A 15,497-nucleotide genomic window follows, 5' to 3' on the forward strand; every position below is an offset into this window, starting at 1 on the left:
TCGGGTGTCGGGCGCCGGGGAGTCGTCCTCCGGGCTCATCCGGGGATGTCGGAGGGGCCGACCATAATGGAAGCCTCACCGACTCCACCTGGAGGTACCGTGGCCGGTTTCCGTTTCCCGAGCTCCGGGCTCCGCGCCCTGCGGCCCGAAGCCTTCGGCGTGGATCCGAGCGGTGAGCGCATGGCGCGCATCCAGAGATCGCCGCACTTCAGGGACGGGGTCTTCCAGAACCCCGGAGGCGCCGCCCGGACCCGGCCGTCCGGGTCGATGGTGGAGTTCGCCAAGGTCTTCTTCGACAAGGACACCCGCCCCCGCCGTGCTCCCGACGGCACGGTGCCGGTGCACTCCACCACCTACGCCGACCTGGCGAAGCCGCCCTCGGACGGACTGCGCCTGACCTGGATGGGGCACTCCAGCGTCCTCGCGGAGATCGACGGCCACCGGGTCCTCTTCGATCCGGTGTGGGGAGAGCGCTGCTCGCCGTTCCCCTTCGCCGGGCCCAAGCGGCTGCACCCGGTGCCGCTGCCCCTCACCGCGCTCGGGCCCGTCGACGCCGTCGTCATCTCGCACGACCACTACGACCACCTGGACATGCCGACGATCAAGGCGCTGGCCGGCACGGACACCCTCTTCGCGGTGCCTCTCGGCGTCGGCGGTCACCTCGAACACTGGGGTGTGTCCGCAGACCGGCTGCGCGAGCTGGACTGGCACGAGACCACGAAGGTCGGCGGCCTCACGCTGACCGCCACCCCGGCCCGCCACTTCTGCGGGCGCGGTCTGCGCAACACGCAGCACACGCTCTGGGCGTCCTGGGCCGTCGCCTCGGACGAGCACCGGATCTACCACAGCGGTGACACCGGCTACTTCGAGGGTTTCAAGGACATCGGCTCCGACCACGGCCCGTTCGACGCCACGATGATCCAGGTCGGGGCCTACTCGGACTTCTGGCCCGACATCCACATGACGCCGGACGAGGGCGTCCGGGCCCACCTCGACCTGCAGGGCGGTGATCCGACCGCGGGCGTCATGCTGCCGATCCACTGGGGCACCTTCAACCTGGCGCCGCATCCGTGGGCGGAGCCGGGGGAGTGGATGATGCGGGCCACGCACAAGGCCGGGGTCACGATGGCGGCTCCCCGCTGCGGTGAGCCTTTCGAGCCGGCCACCGCGCCGCCCGTCACCCCGTGGTGGCGCGAGGTGACCGAGGCCCCCGCCGAGGGGTGGCCGGCGTGGCCGCCGGTGGTGGCGGCGCCGGACAGCCCGGCGGTGGCGGGGCCGGACAGCCCGGCGGTGGCGGGGCCCGACAGCCCGGCGGTGGTGTAGGCACCTCTGATGTGCCAGGGCGGCACTGGTCGGTCACATGGGGCCGCACGAGCCTGTCGGTCCGAGGTCGCACGAGCGTGTCGGCCAGGGGAAGTTCGCTCGGAGCGGGGCGCGTTCGTCGGATCCGTGCGCCCGCCTTCGACGGCTCACGCCGGGAGCGTGGGGGCGCCAGGGGGCGCCCGATCGGCGGGGTGCGCCGATACGTGCCGTGACGTGCCGGGGGTCGGTACCCTCGGCCGGTAGGCGCGGAAACGTCACGGCCGGGGCGTTCGTGAGCGGGGGATCCGTAAGTCGGTGAGCGGTGGCACGGAAGATGTGCCCCGCCGCCGACTTTGCTTTGTGACCACTTCTGACCAGGTCCGATCGTTCCCGTCCCTCGCGTCGAACCGTGAGGAGACGGGTTATCGGTCTGTCGTACGAGACCTCATACCAGAGCGGGACGCTGCCTGCCGGACTTTGTCAACTGCCCACCGCACATGATGCGAAGGCGACTACTGTCAGTGTCCGTCGGGCGACACGGAGCCGAACTTGTCGGCTGCGTCGACCGACATCGCGATGGCGCATGCCCCGGGCCGTGCAGACCGTGCGCATCCCCAGGCCCCGACCGACGGACCAGTACGAGGACCCCGATGTCTCAACTCCGCGCCCCGGCCGCACGCGCAGACCGCCGTGAGGGCGGGCGGCACGGGCGCCCGGCCCCCCGCACCGCGCCCGCGCTGCCCGAGACCCACATACGCCACCAGTTGATGCGCCTGGCCGTCCTGCCGCCCATCGCCGTGGCACTCAGCGCCTGCGCGGCCGTCCTGTTCCTCGTGCGCACCACCGGAGTACGGCCGAGCCTCACCCTGTGGGGCGTGCTCGCGGGCGCGGTCTCGGTGGCCCTCGCGGGCATCCTGATCGCCGCGGTGGCCGCCGACCGCACCACGAAGTCCGTGAGCGACCGCATCGACGCGCTGCGCCGCAGCAGTGCCCGCGGCGAGGCAGATCTGCGGTCGCTCGTGGAGGCTCTGCGACGCGGCGACGGTGCGCCGAAGCGCAAGACGCGCACCGGTCCACCGGACGGCGCCGACGACTTCGAGCTGCTGGCCGCCGACATCGCCCGCGCCCACGACGGGGCAATCACCGCCGTCGTCCAGGCCTCCCAGCTCTCCAGCCAGGCCGGCAGCGAGCAGAAGCTGGAGGTCTTCGTCAACCTCGCCCGGCGCCTTCAGTCGCTCGTGCACCGGGAGATCTCCATCCTCGACGATCTGGAGAACGAGATCGAGGACCCGGACCTGCTCAAGGGCCTCTTCCACGTGGACCACCTCGCCACCCGCATCCGCCGCCACGCCGAGAACCTCGCCGTCCTCGGCGGGGCCGTCTCCCGCCGGCAGTGGAGCAACCCGGTCTCCATGACCGAGGTGCTGCGTTCGGCGATCGCCGAGGTCGAGCAGTACTCCCGCGTCAAGCTGGTGCCGCCCATCGACGGCACCCTGCGCGGACACGCCGTCGCCGACGTGATCCACCTGCTGGCCGAACTCGTCGAGAACGCCACGGTGTTCTCCGCCCCCCACACCCAAGTGCTGCTCCGGGCCAACCTCGTGACCTCGGGGCTTGCCGTGGAGGTGGAGGACCGCGGGCTCGGCATGCCTGTCGGCGAACAGAACCGTATGAACGCCCTGCTCACCGACCCCGACCAAGTCAACGTCGCCAGCTTGCTGGCGGACGGGCGCATCGGGCTGTTCGTCGTGTCGCAACTGGCCAAGCGGCATGGCATCCACGTGCGTCTGCAGACCAACATCTACGGCGGTGTCCAAGCCGTACTCGTCGTGCCACAGGGGTTGTTGGGCACCGAACCCGAGGGGCGCGGAGGCGTCGCGCGGGTGTCGGAGCCGCAGAACTCGCACACTCCCGCGGGCGGCACGGCCGTACCGCCGCAGGCCCCGCCGCCCGCCCCGTCGCAGGGGCGTGCACAGCAGGCGCCGGTGCCTCAGCAGCAGCGTCATACGGGCTCGGGAGCACCGGCGGCCGGGCAGCGCGGGGCGGGCGAGGCGACGCCGGGGACACCGCGTCAGCCGCAGCCGCAGGCCGGCAGGGGTGCTGCCCCGAGGGCGGACGGCAGTGGGCCGGCACCGCTCGTCGTGCGGGGCGCGCATGCAGAGCGGGCCAATCCGGCGGAAGCGGTGCCCGGCATCAAGCCCGACGAACGCCGGCTCCTCGACGAGAACACCGTCGCTCCGCCCACCCCGCGCATCACCACCGTCCGCGGCACCATGGACAAGCCTCAACTCCCGCGCCGCCGTGCCCAGGAGCACATCGCCCCTCAGCTGCGTGAAGCTCCCGCGCCTCGTCAGGAGCCCGACCATCTCGCCGGGCACGACCCGGGGTTGATGGCGGCCTTCCAACGGGGCATCGGGCTCGCCGAGACGCAGCAGCACATGGAGGCGGCGCATATGGATGCCGGGCACATGGACGTCCAGCCCTTGGATGCCGGGCACATGGAGACCCCGCACATGGATGCCGGGCACAGCGACACGGGGAGCAGGGAAGCGGCGCCCATGGACGCCGAGCACACGGGCGGCGGCCATATGGGCCCAGACCACATGGAGGACACCGCCACAGAGCTGGGGCTCAAGGACCCCTGGCGGGTCGACCCGGGGCACATGGATCTCGGGCACGGAGACCTCGGGCACGGAGACCTCGGGCGAGGCGGACTCATGGGCGCCAGCCACATGGATGTCCCGCACACGCCGTCGGGCCGCACAACACACATGCCGTCCGACCACATGCCGTCCGACCACATGGCGTCCGGCGACACGGCCTCGGGCCACACGCCCCCCCACCTCGTCGGCCTCGGCCACCTGGACGCGGGCCACCCCCACTCGCCGCGCACCACCGCCGGCACCGCCACCACCCCGACACCCACACACCAGGCCCTCCTCACCCACCAGGCCGACCCCATCTACGTGCCCCCGCGGCACTCGACCCCCGACACCGCGTCACGCACCCCGGAACCGACCCGACAGGACCCCACGTCCTTCGAGCGTCCCCGCTTGGAGCCCCTGCACCAGACACCGGTCCGTCCGGAGCCGACGATCCCGGACACAGGTCGCCCGCAGACCGACCACCTGCGCCCGACCCCACTGGATGGCCTCCACACAGATGTGACCCCCATGACCACCGGGTCACACATGGATGGATCACCCATGGACCGGCCTAACAACGCCGAGACGCCCCCCGGGTTCGCTCCCGGCGCCGACCACACCACCCGGCACGACGGGAGCGCACCAGCCGGATGACCACGCCCCTGACCAGCCTGACGTCCGCCTGGGCGGCAACCCCCACCCCCAGCGCTCCCGCAGACATTCGTACCCCAAGGAGTCGATCCATCATGGCGAGCGAAGCGCCGACCGCTCATGTGTCCGATCTCGACTGGCTGATGAGTGGCCTAGTGCAGCGTGTACCGCACACCACCAGCGCGGTGCTCCTCTCCTGCGACGGACTGGTGAAGTCGGTTCACGGTCTCGACCCGGACAGCGCAGACCACATGGCAGCCCTGGCCTCCGGCCTGTACTCCCTCGGCCGCAGCGCCGGGGTCCGCTTCGGTGACGGCGGGGACGTGCGGCAGGTCGTCGTCGAACTCGACTCGACGCTGCTCTTCGTGACCACCGCCGGATCCGGCACCTGCCTCGCCGTGCTGGCCGGCCGCGAGGCCGACGCGGCGGTGCTGGGCTACGAGATGGCGATGCTGGTCAAGAGCGTCCGCCCGTACCTGATCACCGCACCCCGGCAGCACTCCGTCGAACCCTCGGCGATGAGGCCTTGAACGTGACGGCGGCCGGCGACGGGCCCTGGCTCGACGATGCGGCCGGACGGCTCGTGCGACCTTTCACGGTCAGCAACGGCCGTACCCGGCCCACCGTCGCGCTCGACCTGATGTCGCAGGTGATGGCCACCGGGGCGACCCCCCTCGGCTACCTCGGCCCCGAGCACGAGCAGGCGCTCGACCTGTGCCGCGCCCCCGTCTCGGTCGCCGAGGTCGCCGCCCACCTGAAGCTGCCGGCGGCGGTCACCAAGGTGCTGCTGTCGGACCTCGTCGACGGCGGGGCGCTCACCACCAAGCCCCCCGAGTTCCACCACAACCCGACTGACCGGGCTCTTCTGGAGGCAGTGCTCGATGGACTACGACGACAGCTCTGACCCCTTCCCCACCGCACTGAAGATCTTGGTGGCGGGAGGATTCGGGGTAGGCAAGACGACCTTCGTCGGCGCGGTGAGCGAGATCGCGCCGCTCAGCACCGAGGAACTCCTCACCACGGTCAGCGCCGCGACCGACAACCTGGAGGGCATCGAGAACAAGGTCGAGACGACCGTGGCCATGGACTTCGGCCGCATAACGCTCGATCCGGAACACGTGCTCTATCTGTTCGGCACACCAGGCCAGGAACGGTTCTGGTTCATGTGGGACGAACTCTCCGAGGGCGCGCTCGGCGCGGTCATCCTCGCCGACACCCGGCGCCTGGAGGAGTGCTTCGCCGCCGTCGACTTCTTCGAGCAGCGGGGCCTCGGCTTCATCGTCGCCATCAACGAGTTCGACGGGGCCCACCGGTACGACCCGGAGGAGGTCCGCGCCGCCATCGACCTCGATCCGCAGATCCCCATCGTCCGCTGTGACGCCAGGATCTCCAGCTCCGGTGTCCAGACCCTGCTGACCCTCGTCCGGCATCTCATCGCCCACACGCCGGCACCCGCGCCGAGCCACGGCGCCCACATGTGACACCCGCACACACCAGGACGGAACCGCATATGACCTACGCCTACAGCGACGGAATCCGCCCATGAGCTACGGCCCACCCCGCCCGGTTGCTCGTCTGCTGCTCACCCCCGAGGACAAGGAGGCCCCCGCCCGCGCCCGTCGGCTGCTCGGACTGGGTCTGGGAGAACATCCGGACCCCGCCCTCGACGCTTTCGCGGACCGCCTCGCCGAAGTCACCGCCGCGCCTTACGCCATGGTCAACTTCGTCGGCGAGAACCGGCAGTTCTTCGCCGGTCTGCATGCGCGGCGGCCCCTCGTGTCCCTGGAGCAGACCGACGACACCAAGCCGGAACTGGGCCGCCATATGGAACGCGACCACGGGTTCTGCCCCCATGTGGTCGTCCGGCACAAGGCGTTGGTCCTGGAGGATGTGCGGGACTATCCCCGGTTCGCGGGCAACCCGATCGTCGACGAGTACGGCATCCGTTCCTATCTGGGCGCCCCGCTGATCGACTCCACCGGGATGGCGCTGGGCACGGTCTGCGTCGTCGACGTGGAGCCCCGGCCGTGGGGGAGGGCGGGGCTGGAGACGATCAAGGCGTCCGCGTCGGAACTGGCGATGCGACTGGAACGACGGGCGGCGGACGGGCTGCCGCTGTGAGCGGACCTCCCCGCACCAGGGAAGCCACCAGCGGTCTGCGTCTCGGTGCCGCGCCGGTCCACGGGGCGTCGACGGGTTCGTGCGGCTCGTCCGCGAGGGAGGACGCACCGACACCGTACGGGCAGTGGCTCCGCCGGATCCGGAGCTGATCGCGCACCTCAGGGGCGGGCAGCGCGGGTGAGGAAAGGCGGGACACGGGGACGGGAGAGGCCGCAGGGGAGGGCGTGAAGGAAAGCTGTGGCGCCGCTTAAGAAATCCTCGATGGACCGGAGCACCGGCGTGCGGCAGATTGCTACGCGATTCCACTCCTCTCCCCGGCCACGGGCTCGTTCGGCATGCCCGAGGGCGGGACTCACCCTCGGGAGCCGTAGTGAAGGCGCTGGTCAAGGAGAAGGCGGAGCCGGGGCTGTGGCTCGCGGACGTCCCGGAACCGGCCGTCGGGCCCGGCGACGTACTGATCAAGGTGCTGCGCACCGGCATCTGCGGCACCGATCTGCACATCCGGTCCTGGGACGGCTGGGCGCAGCACGCGATCCGCACACCGCTCGTGGTCGGGCACGAGTTCGTCGGCGAGGTCGTCGAGACAGGCCGTGACGTCACCGACATCAAGCCCGGGGACCGGGTCAGCGGCGAGGGGCACCTGGTGTGCGGCAAGTGCCGCAACTGCCTGGCCGGCCGCCGTCACCTGTGCCGTGCCACGGTCGGCCTCGGAGTCGGGCGGGACGGTGCCTTCGCCGAGTACGTCGCTCTGCCCGCCGCCAATGTGTGGGTCCACCGGGTGCCCGTCGACCTCGACGTCGCCGCGATCTTCGACCCGTTCGGCAACGCCGTGCACACCGCGCTGTCGTTCCCGCTGGTCGGGGAGGACGTGCTGATCACCGGGGCCGGTCCGATCGGCCTGATGGCGGCGGCCGTGGCCCGGCACGCGGGCGCGCGCAACGTCGTCATCACCGACGTCAGCGAGGAACGGCTGCAACTGGCCCGCAAGATCGGCGTGAGCCTCGCCCTGAACGTGTCCGAGGTGAGCATCGTCGACGGGCAGCGCGAGCTCGGCCTGCGGGAGGGCTTCGACATCGGACTGGAGATGTCCGGCCGCCCCGAGGCCATGCGCGACATGATCGCCAACATGACGCACGGCGGCCGTATCGCCATGCTCGGCCTGCCGGCGCAGGAGTTCCCGGTCGACTGGGCCCGGATCGTCACCTCGATGATCACCATCAAGGGCATCTACGGCCGCGAGATGTTCGAGACCTGGTACGCGATGTCCGTGCTGCTGGAAGGCGGCCTCGACCTCGCGCCCGTGATCACCGGCCGGTACGGCTACCGCGACTTCGAGGCGGCGTTCGCCGACGCGGCGAGCGGCCGCGGCGGCAAGGTCATCCTCGACTGGACCACATAGGCGCCTCGCGCAAGCCGACCGAGTAACCCCCTCTGCCTTTCTGGGAGCCCTGAGATGTTCGACTCCGTGCGCGACGACCTGCGCGCCACCCTCGACGAGATCCGCGCCGCCGGCCTGCACAAGCCCGAGCGCGTGATCGACACCCCGCAGTCCGCGACCGTGAACGTCAGCGCGGGCGGCCGCCCCGGCGAGGTCCTCAACTTCTGCGCGAACAACTACCTCGGCCTCGCCGACCACCCCGAGGTGATCGCCGCCGCCCACGAGGCCCTCGACCGCTGGGGCTACGGCATGGCGTCGGTGCGCTTCATCTGCGGCACGCAGGAGGTGCACAAGGAACTGGAGGCCCGGCTCTCCGCGTTCCTCGGCCAGGAGGACACGATCCTGTACTCCTCCTGCTTCGACGCCAACGGCGGCGTCTTCGAGACGCTCCTCGGCCCCGAGGACGCGGTGATCTCCGACGCCCTGAACCACGCGTCGATCATCGACGGCATCCGACTGTCCAAGGCCCGCCGCTTCCGGTACGCCAACCGTGATCTGGCCGACCTCGAACGGCAGTTGAAGGACGCGGCCGACGCCCGGCGCCGGCTGATCGTCACCGACGGCGTTTTCTCCATGGACGGATATGTGGCCCCGCTGCGCGAGATCTGCGACCTCGCCGACCGCAACGACGCCATGGTCATGGTCGACGACTCGCACGCCGTCGGTTTCGTCGGCCCCGGCGGGCGCGGCACGCCCGAGCTGCACGGCGTCATGGACCGCGTCGACATCATCACCGGCACCCTCGGCAAGGCCCTCGGCGGCGCGTCCGGCGGTTATGTGGCGGCCCGCGCCGAGATCGTCGCCCTGCTGCGCCAGCGCTCCCGGCCGTACCTGTTCTCGAACACCCTGGCCCCGGTGATCGCGGCGGCCTCCCTCAAGGTCCTCGACCTGCTGGAGTCGGCGGACGACCTGCGGGTGCGGCTGGCCGAGAACACCGCGCTGTTCCGCCGCCGGATGACACAGGAGGGCTTCGAGATCCTCCCCGGCGACCACGCCATCGCACCCGTGATGATCGGCGACGCCGCGAAGGCGGGCCGGCTCGCGGAGCTGCTGCTGGAGCGGGGCGTGTACGTGATCGGCTTCTCGTACCCGGTGGTGCCGCAGGGCCAGGCCCGCATCCGGGTGCAGCTGTCCGCAGCGCACTCGACGGACGACGTGAACCGTGCCGTCGACGCCTTCGTGGCGGCCAGGGCGGAACTGGCAGGCTGAGCCCCGGCCGCTCCCGGCACTGAGATAATCGATCCCATGATCGAAGCGCGGCGGCTGCACATCCTCCGTGCGGTGGCGGACCACCGTACGGTGACGGCGGCTGCCGCCGCGCTGTATCTGACACCCTCGGCGGTCTCCCAGCAGCTGGCGGCCCTGGAGCAGGAGACCGGCCACCGCCTGGTCGAGCGTGGCGCGAAGGGCGTACGGCTGACCCCCGCCGGGGAGATCCTGCTCAGCCACACCAACGCGGTCCTGGCCCAGCTGGAGCGTGCCGAGGCCGAGCTCGCGGCGTACAGCTCGGGCGCGGCCGGCACGGTCACGGTGGCCTCCTTCGCGACCGGTATCGCCCTGGTCGTGGCCCCGGCGGTGGGTCGGCTCGCCGAGACGTCCCCCGGCATCCGCATCCGCGTCCAGGACGCCGAGGGCGACGCCAGCCTGCCGATGGTGCTGGACCGGCAGGTGGATGTCGCCGTGGCGGTCGAGTACCGGGGGGCGCCGCCGGCCGACGACCCCCGCCTGACCCACGTACCCCTCTACGCCGAGCCTTTCGACGCGGTCGTCCCGGTGCACCACCGCCTGGCCGACGCCGCGGAGGTGCCGCTGGCGGAGCTGGCCAAGGACGCCTGGATCGGTCCCTACCCCGGCAACCCCTGTCACGACGTGGTCGTCCTGGCGTGCGAGAACGCCGGCTTCCAGCCCCGTCTCGAACACTCCTCGGACGACTTCCGCGCCGTCGTCGCACTCGCCTCGGCGGATGCGGGCGTGGCGCTCGTCCCGCGATCGGCCCTGCGCGGCATGGACCTCACGGGGGTCGTCGTACGGCCCGTGGACGGGGTGGCCCCGACGCGCCGGGTCTTCGCGGCCGTGCGACGGGGCGCCGAGGAGCATCCCCTGATCAGGCCGGTGCTCCAGGCGCTCGGAGAGGCGGCGGGGGAGTGAGGCTCCCGTAACCTGGGCGTTTCATATCCGGGATAGCCTCCCGGATATGAAACAGAGGGCAGACGGTGGCGACACCGTGGACGCGGTGGACGTCCGTCTCGGTGCCCGGCTCGCCGAGCTGCGGGCCGAACGCGGCTGGTCGCTGGGGGACTTGGCCGAGCGCAGCGGCGTCAGCCGCTCCACCCTGTCCCGCGCCGAGCGGGCGGAGACCAGTCCCACCGCCGCGCTGCTGAACCGGCTGTGCCATGTCTACGGCCGGACCATGTCCCAGCTGCTCAGCGAGGTCGAGTCGGAGTCGGCACTGCTGGTCCGGGCGGCCGAGCAGCCGGTGTGGGAGGACCGTTCCGCCGGGTTCGTACGGCGGTCCGTGTCGCCGCCGCATCACGGGCTGCGCGGCGAGCTCGTCGAGGGACGGCTCACCGCGGGCGCCGACATCGCGTACGACCGGCCGCCGGTGCCCGGGCTGGAGCAGCACATCTGGGTACGGGAAGGAGAACTCGACGTGACGGTTGACGAGACCGAGCACCGTCTGCGCGCCGGGGACTGCCTGCGCATGCGGGTGTGGGGGCTGACGCGGTTCCATTGCGCCGGGCCGGAGGGGGTGCGGTACCTGCTGGCGGTGGTGCTGCCATGAGGGTGACGGCACTGAACGCGGCCCAACTGCTCGACGCGGCGGGGGGATTGGCGGATCTGCTGGTGGACGCGGTGCTGGACGGCGCCTCCGTCGGTTTCCTGGCACCGCTGGACCGCACCACGGCGACGGCCTGGTGGAAGGAGCGGGCGGCAGCCGTCGCCGACGGTCGCCTGGCGGTCTGGGCGGCGCACGACGGCGGGCGGATCGTCGGCACGGTCGGCCTGGCCTTCCCGGACAAGCCCAACAGCGGCCACCGGGCCGAGCTGGTCAAGCTGATGGTGCACCGGGACGCGCGGGGGCGGGGTCTCGGCCGCAGCCTCCTCACCCACGCGGAAGAAGCGGCGATCGGCGCCGGAGTCACCCTTCTCCACCTGGACACCGAGACCGACAGCCCGGCCGAGCACCTGTACGGCTCGGCCGGTTGGACCCGGGCCGGGGTGATCCCCGATTACGCGGCGAGCCCGGACGGCGTGCTGCGGTCGACGACGATCTACTACAAGCACGTGTGAGCGGTCGCCCGTTCACCGGTGCCCGCCCGTCGGCGCCCCCGTCGGTGCCGTTCGTCAGCGCCCGCTTGTCAGTGCCCCCTGGAACACTCGCCGTCATCGATCGGCCAAGAGGTCGAACGAGCCGTACACCAAGGGGGATCACCTGGCATGGGCGTGAGCATCTCTTTCATCAGCGCGACGACGCAGGAGCTGGAGAGGGCGGAGCAGGACCCGAGTTGGGCCGATGAGTTCACCTGGGAGCTGTACAGCAGTGACGACGTACCGATGCCCGACCGGCCTCAGGGTGGGCCGGACAGGGCGTTCGGTGGCCTGCAGTTCCTGTTCGACGAGGCAGGGGTGCACCTTGAGTTCCTGATGGACGGGTTCCAGATCCTGGACGACGGGACCCTGTTCGGTTGGACCGCGGAACAGGTGCAGGGCGTGGCGCGGCACCTGCGGGCGACTCCGTGGGAGCGGTTGGCGGTCCATTACGACCCGGAGCGGATGACGGCCGAGGAGGTCTACCCCAACATGTGGAGGTTCGACCCCGAAGGCCAGCTGGACCGGCTCAAGGACGCCTACGAGGAACTGGTCGAGTTCTTCGCCGCGGCGGCCGAGCGCGGTCTCGGGGCCTTCATGAACTTCAGCTTCTAGGGCATCTCCTCGCGGGGTGGCCCTGTTGTTTCACCAGGTCATTGTCAGTGCCGGCGGCTAACGTGCCTCCCATGCCGGATGCCGAAGACGTACGCCGTATCGCCCTGTCTCTGCCGGACACGACGGAGAAGATCGCCTGGAGCATGCCCACGTTCCGGGTCGCGGGCAAGATGTTCGCCACCCTGCCCGAGGACGAGACGTCCCTCGCGGTGCGCTGCCCGAAGGTGGAGCGCGACGAACTGGTCCTGGCCGAGCCGGACAAGTTCTGGATCGCCGACCACGAGGCGCAGTTCGCCTGGGTGCGCGCCCGGCTCGCCGCGCTGGAGGACGAGGGCGAACTGCGCGACATCCTCGCCGACTCCTGGCGCCAGGCGGCGCCGTCGCGGCTGCTCGACGCCCACCCCGAGGTGGGTGTGCCGACCGGGGAGTGACGACCGCCCCGTCGGGACGAGGCGGCACCAGCGGACGAGGCGCCACCAGCGGATAAAGGGGTGCGCGACCACCGACCCGAGTGCGGTATTGTTTCCATGCGCGTTCGGCCGGGGGAAACCCCAGGTCAGACGGCATCGGGACGTGGCGCAGCTTGGTAGCGCACTTGACTGGGGGTCAAGGGGTCGCAGGTTCAAATCCTGTCGTCCCGACTTGCGAAACAGCAGGTCAGAGGCCGTATCGGAGTATTCCGGTACGGCCTTTCGGTCATGGTGCGGCGCAACGGCCGTTGACGGAACACGATCTCGTACGCCTCGCGCCCCGCCCCTACGCCCGGTCGTCGGGCAGTGGCTGCTCGAACCACACCACCTTGCCGCTGCTCACCCGAGTCGCCCCCCAGCGCCGTGCCAGCTGGTCGACCAGGAACAGGCCCCGGCCGCCCTCGTCGCTCAGTCGCGCGTGCCGCATCCTCGGGATGATCGGCGAGTCGTCCTCCACCTCGCAGCGCAGGACGTCCGTGCACAGCAGCCGCAGGGTGATCGGCCGGGAGGCGAAGCGCACGGCGTTCGCCACCACCTCGCTGACCAGCAGCTCGCTGGATTCCACCAGGGAGTCCAGGCCCCAGTCGTGCAGGGTCCTGCGGGTCAGCCGGCGGGCCTGGCGCGCGGTCTGCGGACGCGGAGCCATGTACCAGTACGCCACGGTCTCCGGCAGGATGCCCTCGAAGCGGGCGGCGAGCAGCGCCACGTCGTCGTCCCGGTCGCCGACGCCCAGTGTGCCGAGCGCCTGGTCGCACAGGTCCTCCAGCCCCGTGACCGTGGACGACGAGGCGGCCTCCCGCAGCCGGGTGCGCAAGTGCTCCACGCCGGTCAGCACGTCCGAGTCGCGGGACTCGACCAGGCCGTCGGTGTACAGCAGCAGGGTCGCCCCGGCAGGCGCGTGCATCTCCGTGGACTCGAAGTCGCCGCCACCGACGCCGATCGGCGCCCCGGGCGGTACCTCGACGACCTCCGTGCGACCGTCGGCGTGCAGGAGCACCGGTGGCAGATGGCCGGCGTTGGAGACCAGCAGGCGGTGCAGGACCGGGTCGTACATGGCGTACAGGCAGGTCGCCGTGTGCTCGCTGCCCAGCCGTTCGGCCTGCTCGTCGAGGTGGTGCAGGATCTCGTCCGGGGGCAGGTCAAGGCCGGCGAGGGTCTGCACGATGGTGCGCAGCTGGCCCATGATCGCTGCCGAGGTCATGGAGTGGCCCATCACGTCACCGATCACCAGGGCGACGCGGTTGCCGGGCAGCGGGATCGCGTCGTACCAGTCGCCGCCGACCTGCGCGGTCCGTGAGGAGGGCAGATAGCGGCTGGCCAGGACGACGCCGACCGGCTCGGGCAGCGACGGCGGGAGCATCGTGCGTTGCAGCGCGTCCGCGATGGACGCCTCGCGCGCGAACGCGACCGACTTGTCGATGCCGAGCGCGGTGTGCGTGGCCAGTTGAGAGGCGACGAGCAGGTCGTCCCGGCTGAAAGCGTGCCGGTCGGGTCCGCGGACGAGGACGACACTGCCCATGACGTGGTTGCGGCCGTGCAGGGGAGCGATGATCAGCCGCCGACCGGGCAGCGCCCGGAGGGCGTGCGCCGTCCTCACCAACTCGGCCGCCGCAGCGGCGCTGCCCGGCGTGTCCGCGAAGACCGGCCGTCCCTTCTCCAGGAGCTCGGTGAGCGGGCCGTCGGCGGCCGGGCGTACCACCTCCGCCGCCTCGACCGGGCCGGCGCCCGGCGCGGCCGGCCCGGAGCCGGGGGCTGCCGTCCTGGGCAGCGGTGCGTGGTCCATGGCGTGCAGCCGCAGGACGCCGGGCGCGGTGGCGGTCTCGTCGCCGGTCGGGAGCGGGGCGTACAGGTGGACGAAGGCGGTGTCGGCGAACGCGGGGACGGCGGCACGGCACAACTCGTTCAACGTCTCGTCGAGGTCCATGCCCCGGGCGATCCGACGGGTCGCGGCGTCGAGGTAGCGGAGCCGGTCGGTCCCTGACGCGGCGGCGTCCGGGCCGTCGTCCCGGGGGCGACCGGCGCGGGCCTGTGCGGCCGGTGGGCGCCTCGCCGCGGCACGGCGTGAGGCAGCGGTGGACCCGCGGGCCGGGGACGGGTGCCCGCCGGTGCCCTGCTCGGCTCCGATGCGCCGCTTCCTCACGCGTGTCCTTCCGGCGGTGCGGGCCCGTCCCGGGGCGGGCGGGCCGGGAGTTCTCAGGTGTGCCGCCTGCAGCGCAGGAAGACCTGCACCTCGGGCGGGACGTCCACGGTCGCCGGGGCGTACGTGTGCGACGACTCCTCGACGATCTCGAAGCCGGCCCCCTCGACGACCTCGCGCAGTTCGTCCCTCAGGTAGCCGGAGACGCGGATGATGCTCCCGATGAACGGGATCGCGAAGTCGTCGACGTCCGCCTCCACCATCGACAGCGCGAACAGACCGCGCGGGACCAGCAGGTCGTGGATGGTCCGCAGGGCCAGGGGGATCTCGGCGCGCGGCAGCATGAGCAGCGAGAAGAAGGCCGCCACCGCGTCGAAGCGGCCCAGGTGGCGGGGGCCCGAGGGACCTAGGTCCGCGATGTCCGCCTGGTGGAACTCCCCGGCGGGCACGTTCTCACGGGCGAGGGCGACCATCGTGCTCGACAGATCGACACCGACGACTTCCAGACCCGCCTGCGTCAGCTGGAGCGCGGTCGGGAGCCCGGTGCCGCACCCCAGGTCCAGCACCCGCGACCCGGCCGGCAGCGACCTGACGAGCCACTCGGCGGAGGCCACCTGTCCCTCCTTGTGCGGGAAGGCCTCGTCATAGCGGTCTCCGATGGCGTCGAAGGCCTCGGCCTGGCCCGTGCGGTCGAATCGCATGTGCTGGTAGCCGGGTGTGTCGCCAGGACTGCTCACGGGGATCTCCTCCGAAACCTCAGGGGCATTTTTTCATAGTTGTCCGGACTCGGCGGCCGCGTGGACGAGGGG

The 15,497-nt window shown here is 71.4% G+C and carries 15 protein-coding genes and 1 tRNA gene; 14 read left to right on the forward strand and 2 right to left on the reverse strand.

What is annotated here, in order from left to right; genetic code table 11:
* The first annotated feature begins 99 nt into the window (after positions 1 to 99).
* The 14 genes from ACWCPI_RS35310 (at position 100) to ACWCPI_RS35375 (ending at position 12,722) form a co-directional block, all read left to right on the forward strand.
* Positions 100 to 1,323, forward strand: coding sequence for an MBL fold metallo-hydrolase (locus ACWCPI_RS35310; RefSeq protein ID WP_451042045.1), 1,224 nt, complete (start codon positions 100 to 102; stop codon positions 1,321 to 1,323).
* A gap of 629 nt (positions 1,324 to 1,952) precedes the next feature.
* Positions 1,953 to 4,601 carry a sensor histidine kinase gene (locus tag ACWCPI_RS35315; RefSeq protein ID WP_451042046.1) on the forward strand — a complete coding sequence of 883 codons (2,649 nt, stop codon included), beginning with the start codon at positions 1,953 to 1,955 and terminating at the stop codon, positions 4,599 to 4,601.
* 92 nt (positions 4,602 to 4,693) lie between these two features.
* Entirely contained in the window at positions 4,694 to 5,128 is a 435-nt protein-coding gene (locus ACWCPI_RS35320; RefSeq protein WP_451042047.1) for a roadblock/LC7 domain-containing protein, read from the forward strand.
* 2 nt (positions 5,129 to 5,130) lie between these two features.
* Positions 5,131 to 5,502 carry a DUF742 domain-containing protein gene (locus ACWCPI_RS35325; RefSeq protein ID WP_451042048.1) on the forward strand — a complete coding sequence of 124 codons (372 nt, stop codon included), beginning with the start codon at positions 5,131 to 5,133 and terminating at the stop codon, positions 5,500 to 5,502.
* The gene (locus tag ACWCPI_RS35330) at positions 5,480 to 6,079 is read left to right on the forward strand and encodes a GTP-binding protein (RefSeq protein WP_451042049.1); all 600 of its coding nucleotides are present in this window, start codon (positions 5,480 to 5,482) and stop codon (positions 6,077 to 6,079) included. The genes ACWCPI_RS35325 and ACWCPI_RS35330 overlap by 23 nt, the downstream gene beginning before the upstream one ends.
* A 61-nt stretch (positions 6,080 to 6,140) precedes the next feature.
* A complete protein-coding gene (locus ACWCPI_RS35335; protein ID WP_451042050.1) occupies positions 6,141 to 6,719 on the forward strand; it encodes a GAF domain-containing protein in 579 nt (192 codons plus the stop codon).
* 370 nt (positions 6,720 to 7,089) lie between these two features.
* Entirely contained in the window at positions 7,090 to 8,118 is a 1,029-nt protein-coding gene (gene tdh, locus ACWCPI_RS35340; protein ID WP_451042051.1) for an L-threonine 3-dehydrogenase, read from the forward strand.
* Positions 8,119 to 8,172: 54 nt separating this feature from the next.
* Positions 8,173 to 9,366, forward strand: a complete 1,194-nt coding sequence (locus ACWCPI_RS35345; RefSeq protein ID WP_451042052.1) for a glycine C-acetyltransferase — start codon at positions 8,173 to 8,175, stop codon at positions 9,364 to 9,366.
* 36 nt (positions 9,367 to 9,402) lie between these two features.
* The gene (locus tag ACWCPI_RS35350) at positions 9,403 to 10,305 is read left to right on the forward strand and encodes a LysR family transcriptional regulator (RefSeq protein WP_388806184.1); all 903 of its coding nucleotides are present in this window, start codon (positions 9,403 to 9,405) and stop codon (positions 10,303 to 10,305) included.
* A 46-nt stretch (positions 10,306 to 10,351) separates the two neighbouring features.
* Complete coding sequence (locus ACWCPI_RS35355; protein ID WP_451042053.1) at positions 10,352 to 10,939, forward strand: helix-turn-helix domain-containing protein; 588 nt, start codon at positions 10,352 to 10,354, stop codon at positions 10,937 to 10,939.
* Positions 10,936 to 11,448 carry a GNAT family N-acetyltransferase gene (locus ACWCPI_RS35360; protein ID WP_451042054.1) on the forward strand — a complete coding sequence of 171 codons (513 nt, stop codon included), beginning with the start codon at positions 10,936 to 10,938 and terminating at the stop codon, positions 11,446 to 11,448. Before ACWCPI_RS35355 ends, ACWCPI_RS35360 begins: the two co-directional genes overlap by 4 nt.
* Positions 11,449 to 11,595: 147 nt before the next feature.
* A complete protein-coding gene (locus tag ACWCPI_RS35365) occupies positions 11,596 to 12,081 on the forward strand; it encodes a YfbM family protein (RefSeq protein ID WP_451042055.1) in 486 nt (161 codons plus the stop codon).
* 71 nt (positions 12,082 to 12,152) lie between these two features.
* Positions 12,153 to 12,512, forward strand: a complete 360-nt coding sequence (locus tag ACWCPI_RS35370) for an MmcQ/YjbR family DNA-binding protein (RefSeq protein ID WP_451042056.1) — start codon at positions 12,153 to 12,155, stop codon at positions 12,510 to 12,512.
* A 136-nt stretch (positions 12,513 to 12,648) separates the two neighbouring features.
* Positions 12,649 to 12,722, forward strand: a tRNA-Pro gene (locus ACWCPI_RS35375).
* Positions 12,723 to 12,837: 115 nt separating this feature from the next.
* On the opposite strand, the gene ACWCPI_RS35380 is transcribed toward ACWCPI_RS35375, so the two are convergent.
* The gene (locus ACWCPI_RS35380; RefSeq protein WP_451042123.1) at positions 12,838 to 14,475 is read right to left on the reverse strand and encodes an ATP-binding SpoIIE family protein phosphatase; all 1,638 of its coding nucleotides are present in this window, start codon (positions 14,473 to 14,475) and stop codon (positions 12,838 to 12,840) included.
* Positions 14,476 to 14,744: 269 nt separating this feature from the next.
* Complete coding sequence (locus tag ACWCPI_RS35385; protein ID WP_451042124.1) at positions 14,745 to 15,389, reverse strand: class I SAM-dependent DNA methyltransferase; 645 nt, start codon at positions 15,387 to 15,389, stop codon at positions 14,745 to 14,747.
* Between the last annotated feature and the right edge of the window lie 108 nt (positions 15,390 to 15,497).

Source organism: Streptomyces sp. NPDC001920, from assembly GCF_053594495.1.

What these genes read in the sequence shown, in the direction of transcription:
- ACWCPI_RS35315 (WP_451042046.1), top strand. Translation starts at nt 1,953, where the DNA reads ATGTCTCAACTCCGCGCCCCGGCCGCACGCGCAGACCGCCGTGAGGGC.
- ACWCPI_RS35320 (WP_451042047.1), top strand. Translation starts at nt 4,694, where the DNA reads ATGGCGAGCGAAGCGCCGACCGCTCATGTGTCCGATCTCGACTGGCTG.
- ACWCPI_RS35330 (WP_451042049.1), top strand. Translation starts at nt 5,480, where the DNA reads ATGGACTACGACGACAGCTCTGACCCCTTCCCCACCGCACTGAAGATC.
- ACWCPI_RS35335 (WP_451042050.1), top strand. Translation starts at nt 6,141, where the DNA reads ATGAGCTACGGCCCACCCCGCCCGGTTGCTCGTCTGCTGCTCACCCCC.
- ACWCPI_RS35345 (WP_451042052.1), top strand. Translation starts at nt 8,173, where the DNA reads ATGTTCGACTCCGTGCGCGACGACCTGCGCGCCACCCTCGACGAGATC.
- ACWCPI_RS35350 (WP_388806184.1), top strand. Translation starts at nt 9,403, where the DNA reads ATGATCGAAGCGCGGCGGCTGCACATCCTCCGTGCGGTGGCGGACCAC.
- ACWCPI_RS35355 (WP_451042053.1), top strand. Translation starts at nt 10,352, where the DNA reads ATGAAACAGAGGGCAGACGGTGGCGACACCGTGGACGCGGTGGACGTC.
- ACWCPI_RS35360 (WP_451042054.1), top strand. Translation starts at nt 10,936, where the DNA reads ATGAGGGTGACGGCACTGAACGCGGCCCAACTGCTCGACGCGGCGGGG.
- ACWCPI_RS35365 (WP_451042055.1), top strand. Translation starts at nt 11,596, where the DNA reads ATGGGCGTGAGCATCTCTTTCATCAGCGCGACGACGCAGGAGCTGGAG.
- ACWCPI_RS35370 (WP_451042056.1), top strand. Translation starts at nt 12,153, where the DNA reads ATGCCGGATGCCGAAGACGTACGCCGTATCGCCCTGTCTCTGCCGGAC.
- ACWCPI_RS35380 (WP_451042123.1), bottom strand. Translation starts at nt 14,475, where the DNA reads ATGGACCTCGACGAGACGTTGAACGAGTTGTGCCGTGCCGCCGTCCCC.
- ACWCPI_RS35385 (WP_451042124.1), bottom strand. Translation starts at nt 15,389, where the DNA reads ATGCGATTCGACCGCACGGGCCAGGCCGAGGCCTTCGACGCCATCGGA.